A 16,018-nucleotide genomic window follows, 5' to 3' on the forward strand; every position below is an offset into this window, starting at 1 on the left:
CGTCACGTGCTCGCTTCGCTGCGCGCGTTCCTCCGTTAGTTCACCGGCGCCCCCTCGCGGCCCGCGGGGTGATGAGACTCTTCGCACATGCCCAGAACTGGGGGTTTGCCACCTGGCGATGGAATGCGTGCGTTAGAGTTCGATGACCGGTGCGGATGTGTCCCAGGTGGTATGGGCCTCTGAGTGTCCCCCTTTGTCTGCCAGAGATGGATATGTCGCATCCGGGTATGACGCGGGGCACGCGGACAACGGAGGACGCAATGGTGGGGGTACCGCTGGCTCGTCGTACCAGGCGACGGGCCCATCCGAAACAGCAGATGATCACGTCCGTGCTGGAGTACGCCTCGCTCGGCTGGGCGAGCTGCCCGGGTGCGCGGCCGCTCGCCAAAGGCCCGCGCGCCTGCTCCTGTGACCGGATCGGCTGTCCCGACGTGGGCAACCACCCGATCTCGCGCGCCTGGCAGATGCAGGCCACCACCGACACCGCCCTGCTCTCCCGCTGGTGGCACAACGAGCCCGAGGCGAACGTGGTCCTGCCCACGGGACGCGTCTTCGACGTCTTCGACGTACCGGCGGCCGCGGGGCTCGCCGCCCTCGCGGCCATGGACTCCTCCGGAACCTCCTCGGGCCCGGTCGCTGTGAACGGCGACCGGGTTCTGTTCTATGTGGCCACCCGCAACACCTCCGCCGACGAGGACGAGTGGTGGTCCTGCCCCCTCGACTACGGTCCCTCGACCATCGAGGACATGCCCGGCCTGCGCTGGCACTGCCGCGACAGCTTCGTCCTGGCCCCGCCCTCCCTCCTGCCGACCGGCCGGCCCGCCTCCTGGCTGCGCCCCCCGGACGGCCGTCCGCTGCCCGACCCGCTGCGCGTCCTGGACGTCCTCGCCGACGTCTGCGAGTGACCTTCCCCCCACGCCGTCACCGCTGCCCCGTAATCTGGGACGGTGAGCCGTACTGATAACTCCGAGGACCTGTTCGCCCGCGCCCGCCAGATCGTTCCGGGAGGTGTGAACTCCCCGGTCCGCGCCTTCGGCGCCGTCGGCGGCACGCCCCGCTTCATGGCCTCCGGCCAGGGACCGTACATCACCGACGCCGACGGCAACCGCTACGTCGACCTGGTCTGCTCCTGGGGCCCGATGATCCTGGGGCACCGGCACCCGGCCGTGATCGAGGCCCTGCAGGAGGCGCTGGCGCACGGCACCTCGTTCGGTACGGCCACGGCCGGCGAGGTCGAGCTCGCCGAGGAGATCGTCGCCCGGATGGCCCCGGTGGAGAAGGTCCGCCTGGTCAGCTCGGGCACCGAGGCCACCATGTCCGCCGTACGGCTGGCGCGCGGCTTCACCGGCCGGTCCAAGGTCGTCAAGTTCGCCGGCTGCTACCACGGTCACGTGGACGCCCTGCTCGCCTCGGCCGGATCGGGCCTGGTCACCTTCGGCCTCCCCGACACCCCCGGGGTGACCGGCGCCTCGGCCGCCGACACCGTCGTCCTGCCGTACAACTCGGTCGAGGCCGTGACCGAGGCGTTCCGCGCGTTCGGCGACGAGATCGCCTGCGTGATCACCGAGGCGTGCCCGGCCAACATGGGCGTCGTCCCGCCGGCGGACGGCTTCAACGCGAAGCTCCGCGAGCTGTGCACCGCGCACGGCGCACTGCTGATCATCGATGAGGTGCTGACCGGCTTCCGCGTGTCGCGGTCGGGGTGGTACGGCCTCGACCCGGTGGACGCCGACCTGATGACCTTCGGCAAGGTCATGGGCGGCGGCCTGCCCGCCGCCGCGTTCGGCGGCCGGGCCGAGGTGATGGCCCATCTGGCCCCCGAGGGCCCGGTCTACCAGGCCGGCACCTTGTCCGGCAACCCGCTGGCCTGCGCCGCCGGCCTGGCCACGCTGCGCGCCTGCGACGACGAGGTCTACGACCGGGTGGACGCCTCCGCGCTGGTCATCGGCCGGGCCGCCGCCGACGCGCTGGCCGCCGCCGGGGTGCCGCACCGCCTGCAGCGCGCGGGCAGCCTGTTCTCCGTCTTCTTCACCGACGAGCGGGTGACCGACTTCGCCACCGCGCAGAAGCAGAACACCGCCGCCTACCGGGCCTTCTTCCACGCCATGCTCGACCAGGGCGTCTACCTGCCCCCGTCGGCCTACGAGGCGTGGTTCCTGTCGGCGGCCCACGATGACGAGGCCCTGTCCCGCGTCGCCGAGGCCCTCCCGATCGCCGCCAAGGCCGCCGCCCAGGCGGGCTGAAGATCAGCGGGGGAGCTTCTCCAGGTCGATGTCGATGGGGAAGGGGACCGGGACGGTCAGCCGGCCGTGGTGGATCCCGGTGAGGCCGTACGCGCGGGTGGCCGGGTCGAGTTCGTAGACGTAGACGACGGGCTTGCCGTCGTTGTTCTCGACCCGCCACAGGTGGGCGATCCCGGCCTCGGCGTAGCGGGCCGGCTTGGTCTTGCGGTCGCGCTCCTCCGACTCGGGGGAGACGACCTCGACGACGAGGTGGACCTCGTCGGGGGTGTAGCAGGTGCGCTCGTCGTCGTCGGCCGCCGCGGCGTCCACGATCAGCACGTCGGGACAGGGGCGCGTGCGATGGCCGAGCTTGACGTCCATCTGCATCATGGCCACGACGGACTCGGGCGCCTGTTCGTTCAGGGCGACACGGAGGCCGAACAGGAGGCGTTCATGAAAGCGCTTCTGGGGGGACATGAAGACGAGGGCTCCATCGATCAGTTCGACGTGCTTGAAGAAGTCAGGCTCGCCGTTCGGGCCCTCTGACGGGAGACGGTCCAGGTCGTCGGCGGTCCATCCCCACGGTGGCGGGGAGGGCCAGTACTCAAGCGCGCTGCTCACGTCGGTCACCGTAACGTCGTCCCCGTCACGCGGTGTGCTCATCCGGCTCATCTCCGTTGCTTTCCGCTCCATTGTCCATCAGGGCGACTGACACCGTGCGGCTCTATCAGTAATGTCCGGGAGCCTTTCGTCAATTCAGCATAAGGCGGATTTTCCGGGTTTCTCATTTAGAATCGCTACATGCTTGACCTCAACCGGCTGAAGGCCCTGCACGCCGTCGCGGTCTACGGATCGGTGGGCGCGGCGGCCGACGCGCTCATGGTGACCCCGTCGGCCGTCTCGCAGCAGCTCGCGAAACTGGAGCGGGAGACCGGCGCCACCCTGCTGGAGCGCAACGGGCGCGGAGTGCGGCTGACGGACGCGGCCGGGCTGCTGGCCGACCACGCCGGGCGCATCCTCGCCCTGGTGGAGACCGCCGAGGCCGACTTCGAGGCGCTGCGCGGCGAGGTGGTGGGCCGGCTGAGCATCGCGGCCTTCCCCACGGCCGCCCGGGGACTGCTCCCGGGAGCCCTGCTCCGCCTGCGCGAGCGACACCCCGACCTGAGGATCCAGCTGCACGAGCGGGAGCCGGAACGACAGGTCCGCGAGGTCACACGGGGCGAGCTGGACCTGGCGGTGATCCAGGACTGGATGAACCGGCCGATGGCCATCCCCGACGGACTGTCCCGGGTGACGCTCTTCGACGACGTGGCCGACGTGATCCTGCCCGCCGGCCATCCGCTGGCGGAGCGGCCGGAGATCGAGCTGTCCGAGCTGGCCGGGGAGCGCTGGATCAGCGGCTCGCCCGGCACGGTCTGCCACGACTGGCTGGTCTACACGCTCCGCGCGGCCGAGGTGGAACCCGACATCACCTGCATGGCGGACGAGTACCCGACCCAGCTCGCGCTCGTGGCCGCGGGGCAGGGCTGCGCGATCATCCCCCGGCTCGGGCGCGTCTCCTTCCCTGAGGGGGTGCGGGCCGTGGCGGTCCGGCCCCGGCCGATCCGCAGGATCTACGTGGTCTGGCGGGCCGACGCCGCCCGCCGTCCGGCGATCCGCGCCGCCGTCGACGCGCTCAAGGCGGTGTCGGCCGGTTTCCAGGCGCGTCACGCCTCCGGCGGCACGTACTCGCCGGACGGTCCGGACGGCACGTACCCGCCGGACGGCCCGGACGGCGCGCTCGCGCCGGAGCGTGCCGCCGGAGAGGTGCCCCCGCCGCGCCACGCTGCAGGGACGCCGGCCCGTGAGTCGGTCTTCCCTGCCGCTACCAGTCGGTAGGCTGACCGAATCATGGCTGAGACCACTGTCGTTCACCTCCTGCGCCACGGCGAGGTCCACAACCCCGCCAACGTTCTGTACGGCAGGCTGCCGGACTACCACCTGTCGGAGAACGGCAGGCGGATGGCCGAGACCGTCGCCGCCTCGATCGCCGGACGCGACGTCGTCGCGCTGTTCTCCTCCCCGCTGGAGCGGGCCCAGGAGACCGCCGCCCCGATCGCGAAGACCTTCGGCCTGGACGTCACGGTCGACGAGCGGCTCATCGAGGCGGGCAACGTCTTCGAGGGCGTCCGGGTGGGCAACGGCGACGGCGTGTTCCGCAACCCGCGCTACTACCGCCACCTGTGGAACCCGCTCCGCCCCTCCTGGGGCGAGCCCTACAACGAGGTGGTCGAGCGGATGCGGGGGGCGGTGCTGTCGGCCCGCGCCGCGGCCCGCGGGCACGAGGCGGTCCTGGTCAGCCACCAGCTCCCCATCTGGATCATCCGGTTGGCGGCCGAGGGCCGGCGACTGGCGCACGACCCGCGCCGCCGGCAGTGCGGGCTCGCCAGCCTCACCAGTTTCACCTTCGAGGGAGACCGGTTGGTGAGCGTGGGGTACGGCGAGCCGGCGGCCGCGCTCGTCCGGCGCCCCACTGTGCCGGGCGCCTGACCCCGCGGGTAGAGTGACTGCTCTACCGGCTGTAGTACAGGGAGATCCTTCCACCGATGCGCGCCAAACCCTTCGCCGCCGCCGCGCTGCTCGTCGTCGCCGCCACGGCCGGATGCACCGGAAGCCAGGCCTCGCAGCCGCAGGCGGGGGACACCCGCTTCGTGGCCGGGGACGGGAAGGTCACCTTCTTCGCGGCGGCCGAGCGCAAGGCCGCCCCCGCTGTGGAGGGGCCGACGCTCACCGACGGCACCGCCTCGCTCGCCGCGCACCGGGGCAAGGTCGTCGTGATCAACTTCTGGGCGTCCTGGTGCGCGCCCTGCCGGGCCGAGGCCCCGGTGCTCAAGGACATCGCGGCCAAGACCAAGGCCGACGGCGTGGAGTTCCTCGGCGTCGACTTCAAGGACCGCAAGGCCGACGCGCTCGCCTTCGAACGGACCCAGCAGCCCGGCTACCCGAGCATCTTCGACCAGCCCGGCAAGGTCGCGCTCGCCTTCCAGGGGACGGTCCCCCCGGCGGCCATCCCCGCGACCCTGATCATCGACCGCCAGGGCCGCATCGCCGCGCGCGCCCTCGGCGCGGTCAAGTACACCGACCTGTTCGACGCGGTCACCAAGGTCAGCGATGAGAAGTAGGCGCGTGACCCCGGAGCCCTCGCCATGAGCACCGACCTGGCGGGCACGGTGGCGAGCGGCTCGCTCGCCCTGGCGCTGCCGATCGCGGTCGCGGCGGGACTGGTGTCGTTCCTGTCGCCGTGCGTGCTGCCGCTGGTCCCCGGATACCTGTCGTATGTGACCGGGATGAGCGACGACCCCAGGCGGGGCCGCATGGTTGCGGGGATCGTGCTGTTCGTCCTCGGCTTCGCCGCGGTGTTCGTGGCCGGCGGGGCGCTCGCCGGAAGTGTCGGGGCGGTGCTGTTCGGCAACGCCGAGGCCATCACCCGGGTGCTCGGCGCGCTCACGATCGTGCTCGGTCTCGCCTTCATGGGCGTGATCCCCGGCCTGCAGCGCGACTTCCGCATCCACCGGCTCCCGGCCGCCGGGCTGGCCGGGGCGCCGCTGCTCGGCCTGGTGTTCGGCCTGGGCTGGACCCCCTGCATCGGCCCCACGCTCGCGGTGGTGCTCACCCTCGGCATGAACGAGGGCAGCGCCGGCCGCGGCGCGCTCCTCGCCTTCGCCTACGCGCTCGGCCTCGGTCTGCCGTTCGTGGCGGCCGGGATGGCCTACCGCAAGGCCCTGCACACGTTCAAGGCGGTCCGCCGCCACTCTCAGCTGATCACACGGGTGGGCGGGGCCATGCTGGTCGCCGTCGGCCTGCTGCTCGTCACCGGACTGTGGGGGAAGCTCATTGTGGCGATGCAGGTGTGGATCGGCGGATTCCAGCCGGTGATCTGATGACTGTGACCGACATCCCCGAGAAGGACGACCCGGAGAAGGCGGCCGAGGCGCGGCCCGCGAAGCTGGGCGCCGTGGGCTGGGCGCGCTGGTTCTGGCGCACGCTCACCTCGATGCGGACCGCCCTGATCCTGCTGTTCCTGTTCGCCCTGGCCTCGATCCCCGGGTCGATCTGGCCGCAGCGCGGCGTCTCCGACGCCATGGTCGGGCAGTACTACGCCGACGACCCCGAACTCGCCGAGTGGCTGGACCGGTTCTGGCTGTTCGACGTCTTCAAGGCGCCGTGGTTCGCCGCGATCTACCTGCTGCTGTTCCTCTCGCTGATCGGCTGCGTCCTTCCGCGCACCACGGCCCACCTGCGAGAGCTGCGCAGGAAGCCGCCCGCGGCGCCGCGCAACCTGTCGCGGCTGCCCCAGTACGCCGCGCTCGACGGTGACCTGACCGTCGAGGAGGCGGCCCGGCGGCTGCGGCGGCTGCGCTTCCGGGTCACCACCGGGGACGGCTGGGTGTCGGCGGAGAAGGGCTACCTGAAGGAGACCGGCAACCTGCTCTTCCACGTCGCGCTGCTCGGGCTGCTGGTGGCGATCGGCGCGGGCGCGCTGTACGGCTACCGCGGCAACGTGCTCGTGGTGGAGGGCGACGGGTTCGCCAACACCGTCGCCGCCTACGACCGCTACATGCCCGGCCAGCAGGTGAACGCCGAGTCGCTGGAGCCGTTCTCCTTCACTCTGGAGGACTTCCAGGCGACCTACATCGCCCAGGGCAGGAAACGCGGCCAGGCGCTCGACTACTCCGCGCGGCTGGCGGTGAGCGACCGGCCGGGGGCCCCCGAGCGGGCGTACGAGCTCAAGGTCAACGAGCCGCTCGACGTGAACGGCACCATGACCTACCTCATCGACCACGGATACGCGCCCACCTTCAAAATCACGGACGGCAAGGGCCAGGTGGCCTTCGAGGGACCGGTGCCCTGCCTGGTGGTCCAGCCGGCCACCTTCGCCTCCGAGTGCGTCATCAAGGTGCCGGACGCCCAGCCCGAGCAGCTCGGCGTCCTGGTGGCGTTCCTGCCCACCGCCGTCCCGGCCGAGGGCGGCGAGTGGACCTCGGTCTTCCCCGGCGCGGCCAACCCGACCGCGCAGGTGTACGGTGCCTTCTCCGGTGACCTCGGCATGCGCGACGGCGTCCCGCAGTCGGTCTACGAGATCCCCCCGGAGATCCTGAAGACGCTGAAGCCGCTGGTCATGAAGGCCGACCCGCTGGCCGTGAGCCAGAAACTCGACCTGCCGGGCGGGGTGGGCTCGATCGAGTTCACCGGGGTCAGGGAGTGGATCGCGCTCCAGATCACCTACGACCCCGGCCGCCTGCCCGCGCTGCTGGCCTCCGCCCTGGCCACCGTTGCCCTGGTGTTCTCCCTGACGGTCCGCCGCCGCCGCGTGTGGGTGCGGGTCGGGGAGGGCCCCGGAGCCCGCGCCGAGGCCGGCGGCCTCACCCGCACCGGGGGCGGCGACTTCGGCGAGGAGTTCGCGAGCATCGTCGTCGCCCTGAATCACGGTTCGAACCCTGGAGTCAAGGATGCCCGCTGAGGCCGATCCCGTCCTCGCAGCCCTGAGTGACCAGCTGATCCTGGTGACGGTGCTGCTCTACGTCCTCGCGATGCTCGCCTACGCGCTGGACCTCGCCTTCGGCCGCGACCGGGCCGAGACCTCCACGGCCCCGGCCGAGCCCGTGCTCGCCGCGGTCGGCGGTACGGCGGCCACCGCCGCGCAGCAGGGGGAGGACGGCGCCGCGGTGCGCTCCGGGGCGGACGAGGTTCCGGAGACCGCCGCCTCGGGAGCGGGCGAGGACACCGGCGGGACCGGCCCGGCGCCGAAGCCGCTGCCCGCGTGGGTGACGCGGGCGGGAACGGCCGCGCTGGTGCTGAGCTGGCTCGGCCTCGCCACGAACCTGGGCGCCCTCGTCACCCGCGGCCTGGCGGCGGGACGGTGGCCCTGGGGCAACATGTACGAGTTCGTGATCGCGATATGCATGGCGGCGATGGCCGCGTTCCTGCTGATGCAGTTGCGCTACCCGGTCCGCTTCCTGGGCGCGACCGTCTCGGCCGCGGCGGCCCTCGGGCTCGGCGCCGCCGTCCACTCCCTGCAGGTGGAGGCGGGACCCGCGATGGTCGCGCTGAACTCCTACTGGATCGCGATCCACGTGTCGGCGGCCATCGCCGCCAGCGGCCTGTTCATCGTCGCGGGCGCCTGCGGCGTCATCTACCTGATCAGGAACGACGCGGCGGTCCACCTGCCGACCCGGGAGGAGCTGGAGCGGGTCGCGCACCGGGCCATCGTGATCGGCTTCCCGATCTGGACCTTCGCCGTGATCGCCGGCGCGCTCTGGGCCGACAAGGCGTGGGGCCGCTACTGGGGCTGGGACCCCAAGGAGATCTGGGCGTTCATCACCTGGATCGTCTACGCCGGCTACCTGCACGCCCGCGCCACCGCCGGGTGGAAGGGCAGGTCGGCGACCATCGTGCAGCTCGTCGCCTTCGGCTGCCTGCTGTTCAACCTCATCGGCGTGAACATCTTCATCCCCGGCCTGCACTCCTACGCCGAGCTCCCCGGTCAGTAGATCTCCGCGAACTCCTCCTGTCCCCGGCGCGTCACAACCCCGGGGACAGGAGGAGCGGATGAGTTCTGGGCTGATCGACGGGGATCCGCAGCGGCTGGGCGGCTACTGGCTGGCCGGACGGCTGGGCGCCGGAGGCCAGGGGGTGGTCTACGAGGCGTACGACGCCGAGGGCCGCCGGGTCGCGGTCAAGGTGCTGCACGGGGACGCCGGCACCGACGCCGAGCTGCGCCAGCGGTTCGGCCGTGAGGCGACCGCCGCCCGGCAGGTCGCCTCGTTCTGCACCGCGGCCGTGATCGACGCCGACCTGGACGGCCCCCGGCCGTACATCGTCTCCGAGTACGTGGAGGGTCCCAGCCTGCGCAGGGCCGTGAGCGAGGGACGCCGATTCGGCGGCGGCGACCTGCACCGGCTGGCGACGGCGGTGGCCACGGCGTTGACCGCGATCCACGATGCGGGGGTGGTCCACCGGGATCTGAAGCCGGACAACGTGCTGCTGGGCCCGGACGGTCCCCGCGTGATCGACTTCGGGATCGCCCGCACCGCGGACATGTCGCTGACCGCGACCGGGATGGTCACGGGGACGCCCACCTACATGGCGCCCGAGGTGTTCTCGGGGGAGCGCGCCGGGACCGCGGCCGACGTGTTCGCCTGGGGCGGGATCATGGTGTTCGCGGCGACGGGCACGGACCCGTTCCAGGCCGAGACGCTCGGCGCGGTGATGCACCGGGTGCTCTCGCACGAGCCGCGGCTGGACGACCTGCCCGAGGGGCTGCGGACGCTGGTGTCCGCCGCGCTCGCCAAGGACCCCCGGGCCAGGCCGTCGGCCAGGGACCTGCTGCTCGCCCTGGTGAGCGGCGGCGGCGGGCTCGACACCGCGCGCCTGCTCGTGGCGGGCAGCGACGCCGGGGCCCGGATCCGCGGCGACTCCGACGATCCCGCGCTGGGCAGTCTCGCCGAGGACTGCTACGCCGCCCTGGGACCGGCCGAGCGGGAACTGGCTCCCCAGGTGTTCCTGCGGCTGGTGACGGTGACCGACGACGGCCAGCAGATCCCGCGGCGGGCGCAGTGGGCCGAGCTCGTCGACGGCCGGGACGAGCAGGAGGCCGCCGCCGTCCGGCGGCTGCTGGACGTCTTCGCCTACCTGGTCGGCCGGGACGACCGGGAGGTGTGGTTGTCGCGTCCGGCGCTCCCGCTGGCCTGGCCCCGGCTGCGCCAGTGGGTGCGGGCCAACTGGGAGGGGCTGCGGGCGCATCGGGAGATCCTCTCCGCCGCCTGGCGCTGGCACGCCCAGGGCCGCCGGGACGGGGACCTGTTCCAGGGCGGCAGCCTGCAGAGCGCGATGACCTGGGCCGCCACCGGACGGCGCGACATCACGCTCAGCACAGTGGAACGCGACTTCCTGGAGGCCGGCACCGCCCTCACCCGGCGCCGCGCCCGCCGCAACCGGTTGATCTTCTCGGCGCTGGTGGTCCTGCTGGTGGTGGCCCTGGTGGCGGGGGCGGTCGCCGTACAGCAGAGCAGGATGGCCGACGCGCGCGCCGTCACCATCACCGCCCAGCGCGACGAGGCCCAGGCCCGGCAGCTGGCCGCCACGGCCGAGTCGCTGCGGGTCTCCGACCCGCTGCGGGCGATGCTGCTGAGCGTGGCCGCCTGGCGGCTGGCCCGGGTGCCCGAGGCCCGGGCGGCCCTGACAGGCTCGCTGACCCAGTGGGAGACCGCGACCTTCCGGGACCCGGCCGTCTCGGCGCGGACGGTGCGGGCGCTGAGCCGTGACGGGCGCGTCCTCGCCAGTGCGAGCGAGGGCCGGGTCAGCCTCTGGGACGTGCGGACCGGCCGGCAGATCACGAGCTTCTCCGGCGTGGAGAAGGACCTGCACGAGATCGAGCTCAGCCCGAGCGGCAGGCTGCTGGTCACGGTCGGCAGGGAGCGGATCCGGAGCTGGGACGTGACGACCGGCAAGCCCCACGGCCCGGGGCGCGCCTACCCGGGTCAGGGAGACTACGACCTCGCCGTCTCCTTCGGCCGGTCCGAGGACTGGGTGGCCGTCTACGGCGGGCAGGGGCTGGCGGGCGTCCTGCACACCGGGACCGGCGAGCAGCGGGACATGCCGGCGACCGTCTACGGGACGTGGGCCGACATCGCCCCCGACGGGCGGCGCCTCGTCAGCGGCGGTTTCGACAACCAGCCGGCGATCGTCGAACTCGACACGATGCGGGTCGTCCCGCTGGGCGCCGCGTGCACGTGCTCCTCTCCGGTCGCCTACAGCCCGGACGGCCGGACGATCGCCCTCGCCAAGGGTGAGAAGGTGGAGCTGTACGACGCGGCCACCGGGTCGACGACGGACCGGTTCTCCGGCGTCGACCAGGGGAAACCGGTGTTCAGCCCCGACGGACGGCTCCTGGCGTCGGTGGGGCCGGACGAGATCAGGGTCCGGCGGCTGGCGGACCGGCGGCTGCTGCTGTCGTACAAGCTCGACGCGGACCTGTGGCCCACGGTGGCGTTCGACCCGGACGGACGCACGCTCCGCTACCTCGCCGAGGACGGCGTCACGGCCCTCGACCTCTCCCCCGTGACCGGCTCCGGCACCCGCACGCCGGCGTTCGCCGACGGACAGTTCGACGTGCTCAGCCCCGACCTGCGCCTGGCTGCCGTCAAGGAGTACGAGGAGCGCCGGGTCCGGCTGGTGGACACCCGCCGGAACACCACCGTCGCCACCCTGGAGCTGGGAGCGGGCGCGGCGGACGAGTTCGCCCAGATGCTCTTCAGCGCCGACGGCCGCCGCCTGGTGGTCAGCACCGGCAAGGAGAGCGAGATCAGTGTCTGGGACACCGCGACCTTCCGGCGGGTCGCGCTCCTGTCCGCCGGAAGGGACAACACGGTGGGGCAGAACCTGGCGATCGACGCCACCGGGAGCACGGTGGCGGCCTACGTCAGCGCCCTCGACGGTGAGATGTCACACAACGAGCTCCGGTTGTGGGACGTGGCCACGGGGCGTCAGCGCTGGAGCCGCCGCGAACTGGACGGCGCGCTGATGTTCACGCCGGACGGCCGGGCCGTGGCGGTCACCTCCGGCGACCGGCGGCTGCTGGACGCGGCGACCGGCGAACCGTTCGGCGCGCCGTACGGCCCGCCGCACAGCCAGGGCAACATCGTCGTCGCCTTCGACCGGGACGGCTCCCGCTTCGCCGTCGCCGACTCCGTGGGGCGCGTCTCGGTGTGGGAGACCGCGAGCAGGCGCCGGGTGGGCACGGTGCTGCGGATCGGCACCGGGCTGGACTGGGGCACGATGGCCTTCTCCCCGAAGGGGGACGTGCTCGCGGTGGAGTCCGGCACCCGGACGGTGCGGTTGTGGGACATCGCCACCGGCCGGAGACTGGGCGGTCCTCTCCGCACGGGGAGCGGGCCGCTGCTCGGCGTGACGTTCACGGCGGACGGCTCCCGGCTCGTCACCGTGGACGGCGACGGCAGGCGGGTCGAGCATCCGGTCGATCCGGAGGCGACGGCCGTCGCGGTCTGCGCGCGGGCCGGACGGACGCTGACCCCGGCCGAGTGGCGGGAGCACCTTCCCGGGACGGCCTACCGGGACGTGTGCGGGGCCCGGCGGTGAGCCCGCGCGGGACCGGAGCCCCGCCGCGGAGCGGAGGCGGGGCCCCGCGGGGCGGCGGGGTCAGTCCTCGTCACGCAGGCGCCGGTCGAGGTCCTTGAGGAACTCCGGGTCGTCGTCGGGGCCCTTGGGGGCTTCCGGACGGGGTCTGGGTGGCCTGGGGCCCAGGGAGCCGCCGCCGTCGCGGAAGATCGTCCTCGGGGCCCGGGGGCCGAGAGGACGGCCGAGCAGCAGCCAGAACAGGCCGCCGACCGCGAACAGGAGCACCACGATGAGCACCCAGAGGATCTTCGGGAGGTTCCTGGCCTGCTCGTCCGGCGTGGTGATCACGTCGAACAGGCAGTACAGCCAGAAGGCCAGCAGTGCCAGGCCGAGAAGCACGGACATGCCCGAACTGTAAGCCATCACGGGAGCAGGTGCGTCGGGGACGGGTGTTCGGGATGACGCGCGGAGATCCACGACGTACGGTGTAACCCGTTGCCGCTTTCCCTGGGGGCGCAGTGAACACCGACAGAGGGCGCCATCGGCGACGCTGGTGGCAGCGGGGACCGTCGCACCGTGTGGACGGCGCCGTGAGGGAGGCTCCGCGTGAGGCCTCCCGTGATCCCGAGCGGCGGGCGCGGACGGTGGCGGCTCCCCCGGTCGACCGCCCGCAGTACACCTGGCAGGACTTCGAGCTGGCCGACGAGCGTCCCCGGGCCCAGCCCAACAGCCCGGACGCCCCGGGCCTGGGTGACGGACTGCGGCACTGCGGGCCGCTGGAGCGCATCCTGCACCGGCAGTGGGACGTCCGGAAGGGCCCGCCGCCCCCGGAGGTCGTGCGGGCGGTGGAGAGCCTGGCGCGGCTGCCCGACCGGTTGAAGGTCATGTTGACCACCGGGCTCGACGGCATCTACGTCGGCGCGGGCGGCGTGCCCGACCTGGACGACATGGGCTACCTGCGCGGCGCGCCGCTGCCGTCCGGCCGGGCGACGTGGGACATCTGCGCCGGAGCGTACGGCGACCGCAAGGTCGTGGTGGGGGACCGGCCCTCGCCCACCCCCGACGTGATGATGCACGAGATCGGTCACGCCCTGGACGACGTGGACGCCCCCTACGAGGGATGGGTCTCCGACTCCCCGGAGTTCGCGGCCCTCTACGAGCGCTGCGTCCCCCTGCTGACCTCGGCCTTCCACCGGCAGTCGGGCGGTCTGGGCCGCAAGGAGTTCTTCGCCGACGCCTTCGCGGCCATCGCCTCCAGGCAACGTCCCGCCCTCGTGGACATGCTGAGCGGGGACACGCGGCTGGCGCTCGATGTCATGTTGTTCTTCAACCGGCGTTACGGAATCTAGGTGATCTGGGATGTACGTCATCCGGCTCGCTGACGGGACCCTGCGCGTGCCGCAGAGCCTGTCCAGCGATGACGGGCGTCTGATCGGCAATGCCTACGTGGAGCTCTCTCCGGGCGATCCGGACTACGATCGCTGGCTGCCCGAGGCGCTCACCGAGGAGGAGATGGCCGAGCGGCGGCGCCGGTGGCGCGAGGAGAACGACGAGCTGGAACGGGAGTTCCTGGCGTTCAAGGCAGAGCAGGACGGCTAGGGAGTGCCGGACGCCGCCTGGGCGCCTGGACGGCGCAGAGGACAGCGTGAAGTGACTCCATGGTGACCCTGCGGCTTCCGGGTAAGGCGCGCAGGATCACCGATGGGGTGACGCCGTAGGTGTCAGACGCGGGGAGACTCGCCCGCCGGCCGTTCGGCCGTCAGGACGTCCTCGCCGCGCAGAAGGGCGTGCACTTCCGACTCGCGGAAGCGACGGTGCCCTCCGGGGGTACGGATGCTGCTGATGCGGCCTGCCGCGGCCCAGCGCGTCACCGTCTTTGGGTCGACCCGGAAGAGGGCGGCAACCTCTCCAGGTGTCAGCAGACGCTCGCTGCTACTCTCCACAATCTCTCCCCCTCGCATCCCGCTTCCTGCCAGCGGGCGGACAGGTAACCAGTGTGCCGAGCGAAGCCTGATTTATCCGTGCTTTTCATCAAAGATCACGGGTTGTTATCGACTGACTGCCCGATTGTTATATGATAGAGCCTCTTTGGGACTCTCGTGGGTGTTTCTTTACGTAACTGATGTGTTGGGCACACTAGCAGTGCTCGTGCCAGATGCGAAGAGCGCTCATGTCGGCGCCGTCCGTGCGCCGCCTCAAAGAGGTGGCGTAGCCTCGACATGTGCATCCCGCCATCGTCTACACCCTGTGCCGGATCCTGCTGCTTGCTGTGAGCGCCGGCGTTCTTTACCTTCTCGGCCTGCGCCACCCCCTCTACCTGATGGTCGGCGCGTTCCTCGTCAGCGGGGTGGCCAGCTATGTCCTGCTGTCCAAGCAGCGTGACGCGATGAGCGCGCGAATCGCCAGGAATCGGGAGTGATCACGGCAGCGGGAACATGCCGATCCGGGCATGGTACTCGCGGCCGAGCCGGATTGTGTCACTACCAACGAGTAGCCCTCCTCGATGGGCAAGAAAGGCCTTGACGCCGATTCCCCGTTCTCGCGTGGGATTCCACGCCAGGGCCTTGCCGGTGACCGGATGGATCGCGCCGATGCCCGGCCGTTCGACCGCTCCCGGCCCCGCCGAGTCGGATCCGCCGGGGTTGTCGAGCCAGCGCTGGTGCCCGCCCACGTAGACGGCCGCCCCCGTCACCGCGACCGAGTAGAGCGAGTCGCCGCCGGTGAAGTTCACCCAGGTGGGCGCGGTGTCGCCCCGGGAATAGGTCTCGAAGCGCGCGGCGCTGTCGCACAACCTCCGCGGCCCGCCGGGCCCACCGCTGGTGACGACCACGAAGTAGCTCCCGTCGGGGGCGAAGTCCAGTCCTCTGACATAACTGGGGAAGGCGGGCATGCAGGCCGCCGCGTAGGCGTCGGTCCGCCAGCCGGCGACCTTCGCGCGGGGGGCGGTGATGTCGATCAGGCCGAGCTGGGGACGCGAGTGCCCGTCGAGAGTGGTGAAGTTGCCGTCGACCGCCAGGCGGTCCCGGCCGAGCGCCAGCGCATACACCTTGACCCGGGAGCCTCTGGGGCTGCCCGGCCTGATCGTGAAATCCGGGCTCACGGCGCCGGTGGCGGCGTCCACCCGGGCGAGGGCCGTACGGGGGGTGCGGCCGATGTGGGTGAAGTCGCCCCCCAGGTAGAGCTGGGACCCCCGGCGGGCCATGGTGCCGACCGAGCCGCCGTGGGCCTGGGCGCGGAAACCGCTCACCGGAGAGCCGTCGGACAGCCGCAGCCGGGTCACCTTCGCGGCCGCGACCCCGCCCACCTCGGTGAACGCGCCGCCCGCGTAGACCGTGCCGCCGGTGCCGGAGGCCAGGGCGTTGACCGGCCCGTCGAGATAGGGGGCGAAATCCGGCAGGATCCGTCCGGTGGCCAGGTCGTAGGCGAAGATGTTGTCGCGCTCCAGGACCTGCGTGCTCCCGGCGTCGCGCACCTCGCTGAACGAGCCGCCGACCACCACCGTCCCGCCCACCAGGGCGATGGCGTTGACGATGCCGTCGAGCACGTGCGGAGTGGTGTTCACCGGGTCGGCCGAGACGACCCTGCTGTGCGTGACGGTGCCGGCGACGGCGATCCCGGCGGGAGCCAGAAGCACGATCGCCGCCAGTATCGGAACGGTTCGGGCAAGCATTCACCAAGTC

The 16,018-nt window shown here is 72.0% G+C and carries 16 protein-coding genes; 12 read left to right on the forward strand and 4 right to left on the reverse strand.

What is annotated here, in order from left to right; all coding sequences use genetic code 11:
- Positions 1 to 260: 260 nt before the first annotated feature.
- Both IEZ08_RS22915 and hemL read left to right on the forward strand, forming a co-directional pair.
- Positions 261 to 905 (forward strand): bifunctional DNA primase/polymerase, encoded by a 645-nt coding sequence (locus tag IEZ08_RS22915; RefSeq protein WP_068920758.1) that lies wholly within the window; start codon positions 261 to 263, stop codon positions 903 to 905.
- A gap of 42 nt (positions 906 to 947) precedes the next feature.
- Entirely contained in the window at positions 948 to 2,243 is a 1,296-nt protein-coding gene (hemL, locus tag IEZ08_RS22920) for a glutamate-1-semialdehyde 2,1-aminomutase (RefSeq protein ID WP_084779493.1), read from the forward strand.
- A gap of 3 nt (positions 2,244 to 2,246) precedes the next feature.
- Here hemL and IEZ08_RS22925 read toward each other — a convergent pair whose 3' ends face one another.
- Complete coding sequence (locus IEZ08_RS22925) at positions 2,247 to 2,852, reverse strand: Uma2 family endonuclease (protein ID WP_506330644.1); 606 nt, start codon at positions 2,850 to 2,852, stop codon at positions 2,247 to 2,249.
- A 171-nt stretch (positions 2,853 to 3,023) separates the two neighbouring features.
- Between IEZ08_RS22925 and IEZ08_RS22930 the strand changes: the two genes are divergently transcribed.
- Genes IEZ08_RS22930 through IEZ08_RS22960 form a run of 7 tightly spaced genes read left to right on the forward strand, consistent with a single transcriptional unit; the run spans position 3,024 to position 12,359 of the window.
- A complete protein-coding gene (locus IEZ08_RS22930; protein WP_203863318.1) occupies positions 3,024 to 4,100 on the forward strand; it encodes a LysR family transcriptional regulator in 1,077 nt (358 codons plus the stop codon).
- Between the two features lie 12 nt (positions 4,101 to 4,112).
- Entirely contained in the window at positions 4,113 to 4,751 is a 639-nt protein-coding gene (locus IEZ08_RS22935) for a histidine phosphatase family protein (protein ID WP_068920759.1), read from the forward strand.
- Positions 4,752 to 4,807: 56 nt separating this feature from the next.
- Positions 4,808 to 5,383 (forward strand): TlpA family protein disulfide reductase, encoded by a 576-nt coding sequence (locus tag IEZ08_RS22940; RefSeq protein WP_189242861.1) that lies wholly within the window; start codon positions 4,808 to 4,810, stop codon positions 5,381 to 5,383.
- A gap of 24 nt (positions 5,384 to 5,407) precedes the next feature.
- Positions 5,408 to 6,142, forward strand: a complete 735-nt coding sequence (locus IEZ08_RS22945; protein ID WP_068920761.1) for a cytochrome c biogenesis CcdA family protein — start codon at positions 5,408 to 5,410, stop codon at positions 6,140 to 6,142.
- Positions 6,142 to 7,722, forward strand: coding sequence for a cytochrome c biogenesis protein ResB (gene resB / locus IEZ08_RS22950; RefSeq protein WP_189242862.1), 1,581 nt, complete (start codon positions 6,142 to 6,144; stop codon positions 7,720 to 7,722). The genes IEZ08_RS22945 and resB overlap by 1 nt, the downstream gene beginning before the upstream one ends.
- The gene (gene ccsB, locus IEZ08_RS22955; RefSeq protein ID WP_068920763.1) at positions 7,712 to 8,752 is read left to right on the forward strand and encodes a c-type cytochrome biogenesis protein CcsB; all 1,041 of its coding nucleotides are present in this window, start codon (positions 7,712 to 7,714) and stop codon (positions 8,750 to 8,752) included. Before resB ends, ccsB begins: the two co-directional genes overlap by 11 nt.
- Positions 8,753 to 8,810: 58 nt before the next feature.
- The gene (locus IEZ08_RS22960) at positions 8,811 to 12,359 is read left to right on the forward strand and encodes a serine/threonine-protein kinase (protein ID WP_068920764.1); all 3,549 of its coding nucleotides are present in this window, start codon (positions 8,811 to 8,813) and stop codon (positions 12,357 to 12,359) included.
- Between the two features lie 60 nt (positions 12,360 to 12,419).
- On the opposite strand, the gene IEZ08_RS22965 is transcribed toward IEZ08_RS22960, so the two are convergent.
- A complete protein-coding gene (locus IEZ08_RS22965) occupies positions 12,420 to 12,743 on the reverse strand; it encodes a PLD nuclease N-terminal domain-containing protein (RefSeq protein ID WP_229803429.1) in 324 nt (107 codons plus the stop codon).
- 185 nt (positions 12,744 to 12,928) lie between these two features.
- On the opposite strand from IEZ08_RS22965, the gene IEZ08_RS22970 reads away from it, so the two are divergent.
- Together IEZ08_RS22970 and IEZ08_RS22975 are read left to right on the forward strand one after the other, a co-directional pair.
- Positions 12,929 to 13,687 (forward strand): hypothetical protein, encoded by a 759-nt coding sequence (locus IEZ08_RS22970; protein ID WP_229803430.1) that lies wholly within the window; start codon positions 12,929 to 12,931, stop codon positions 13,685 to 13,687.
- A gap of 10 nt (positions 13,688 to 13,697) precedes the next feature.
- A complete protein-coding gene (locus IEZ08_RS22975; RefSeq protein ID WP_068920766.1) occupies positions 13,698 to 13,937 on the forward strand; it encodes a hypothetical protein in 240 nt (79 codons plus the stop codon).
- A gap of 122 nt (positions 13,938 to 14,059) precedes the next feature.
- On the opposite strand, the gene IEZ08_RS22980 is transcribed toward IEZ08_RS22975, so the two are convergent.
- Positions 14,060 to 14,299, reverse strand: a complete 240-nt coding sequence (locus IEZ08_RS22980; RefSeq protein ID WP_012887349.1) for a BldC family transcriptional regulator — start codon at positions 14,297 to 14,299, stop codon at positions 14,060 to 14,062.
- A gap of 260 nt (positions 14,300 to 14,559) precedes the next feature.
- On the opposite strand from IEZ08_RS22980, the gene IEZ08_RS22985 reads away from it, so the two are divergent.
- Positions 14,560 to 14,757 carry a DUF4229 domain-containing protein gene (locus tag IEZ08_RS22985; RefSeq protein ID WP_068920767.1) on the forward strand — a complete coding sequence of 66 codons (198 nt, stop codon included), beginning with the start codon at positions 14,560 to 14,562 and terminating at the stop codon, positions 14,755 to 14,757.
- On the opposite strand, the gene IEZ08_RS22990 is transcribed toward IEZ08_RS22985, so the two are convergent.
- Positions 14,758 to 16,008, reverse strand: a complete 1,251-nt coding sequence (locus tag IEZ08_RS22990) for a hypothetical protein (RefSeq protein ID WP_189242863.1) — start codon at positions 16,006 to 16,008, stop codon at positions 14,758 to 14,760.
- Between the last annotated feature and the right edge of the window lie 10 nt (positions 16,009 to 16,018).

The organism is Planobispora rosea, assembly GCF_014648175.1.
In the GTDB taxonomy this organism is placed as follows: Bacteria; Actinomycetota; Actinomycetes; order Streptosporangiales; family Streptosporangiaceae; genus Planobispora; species Planobispora rosea.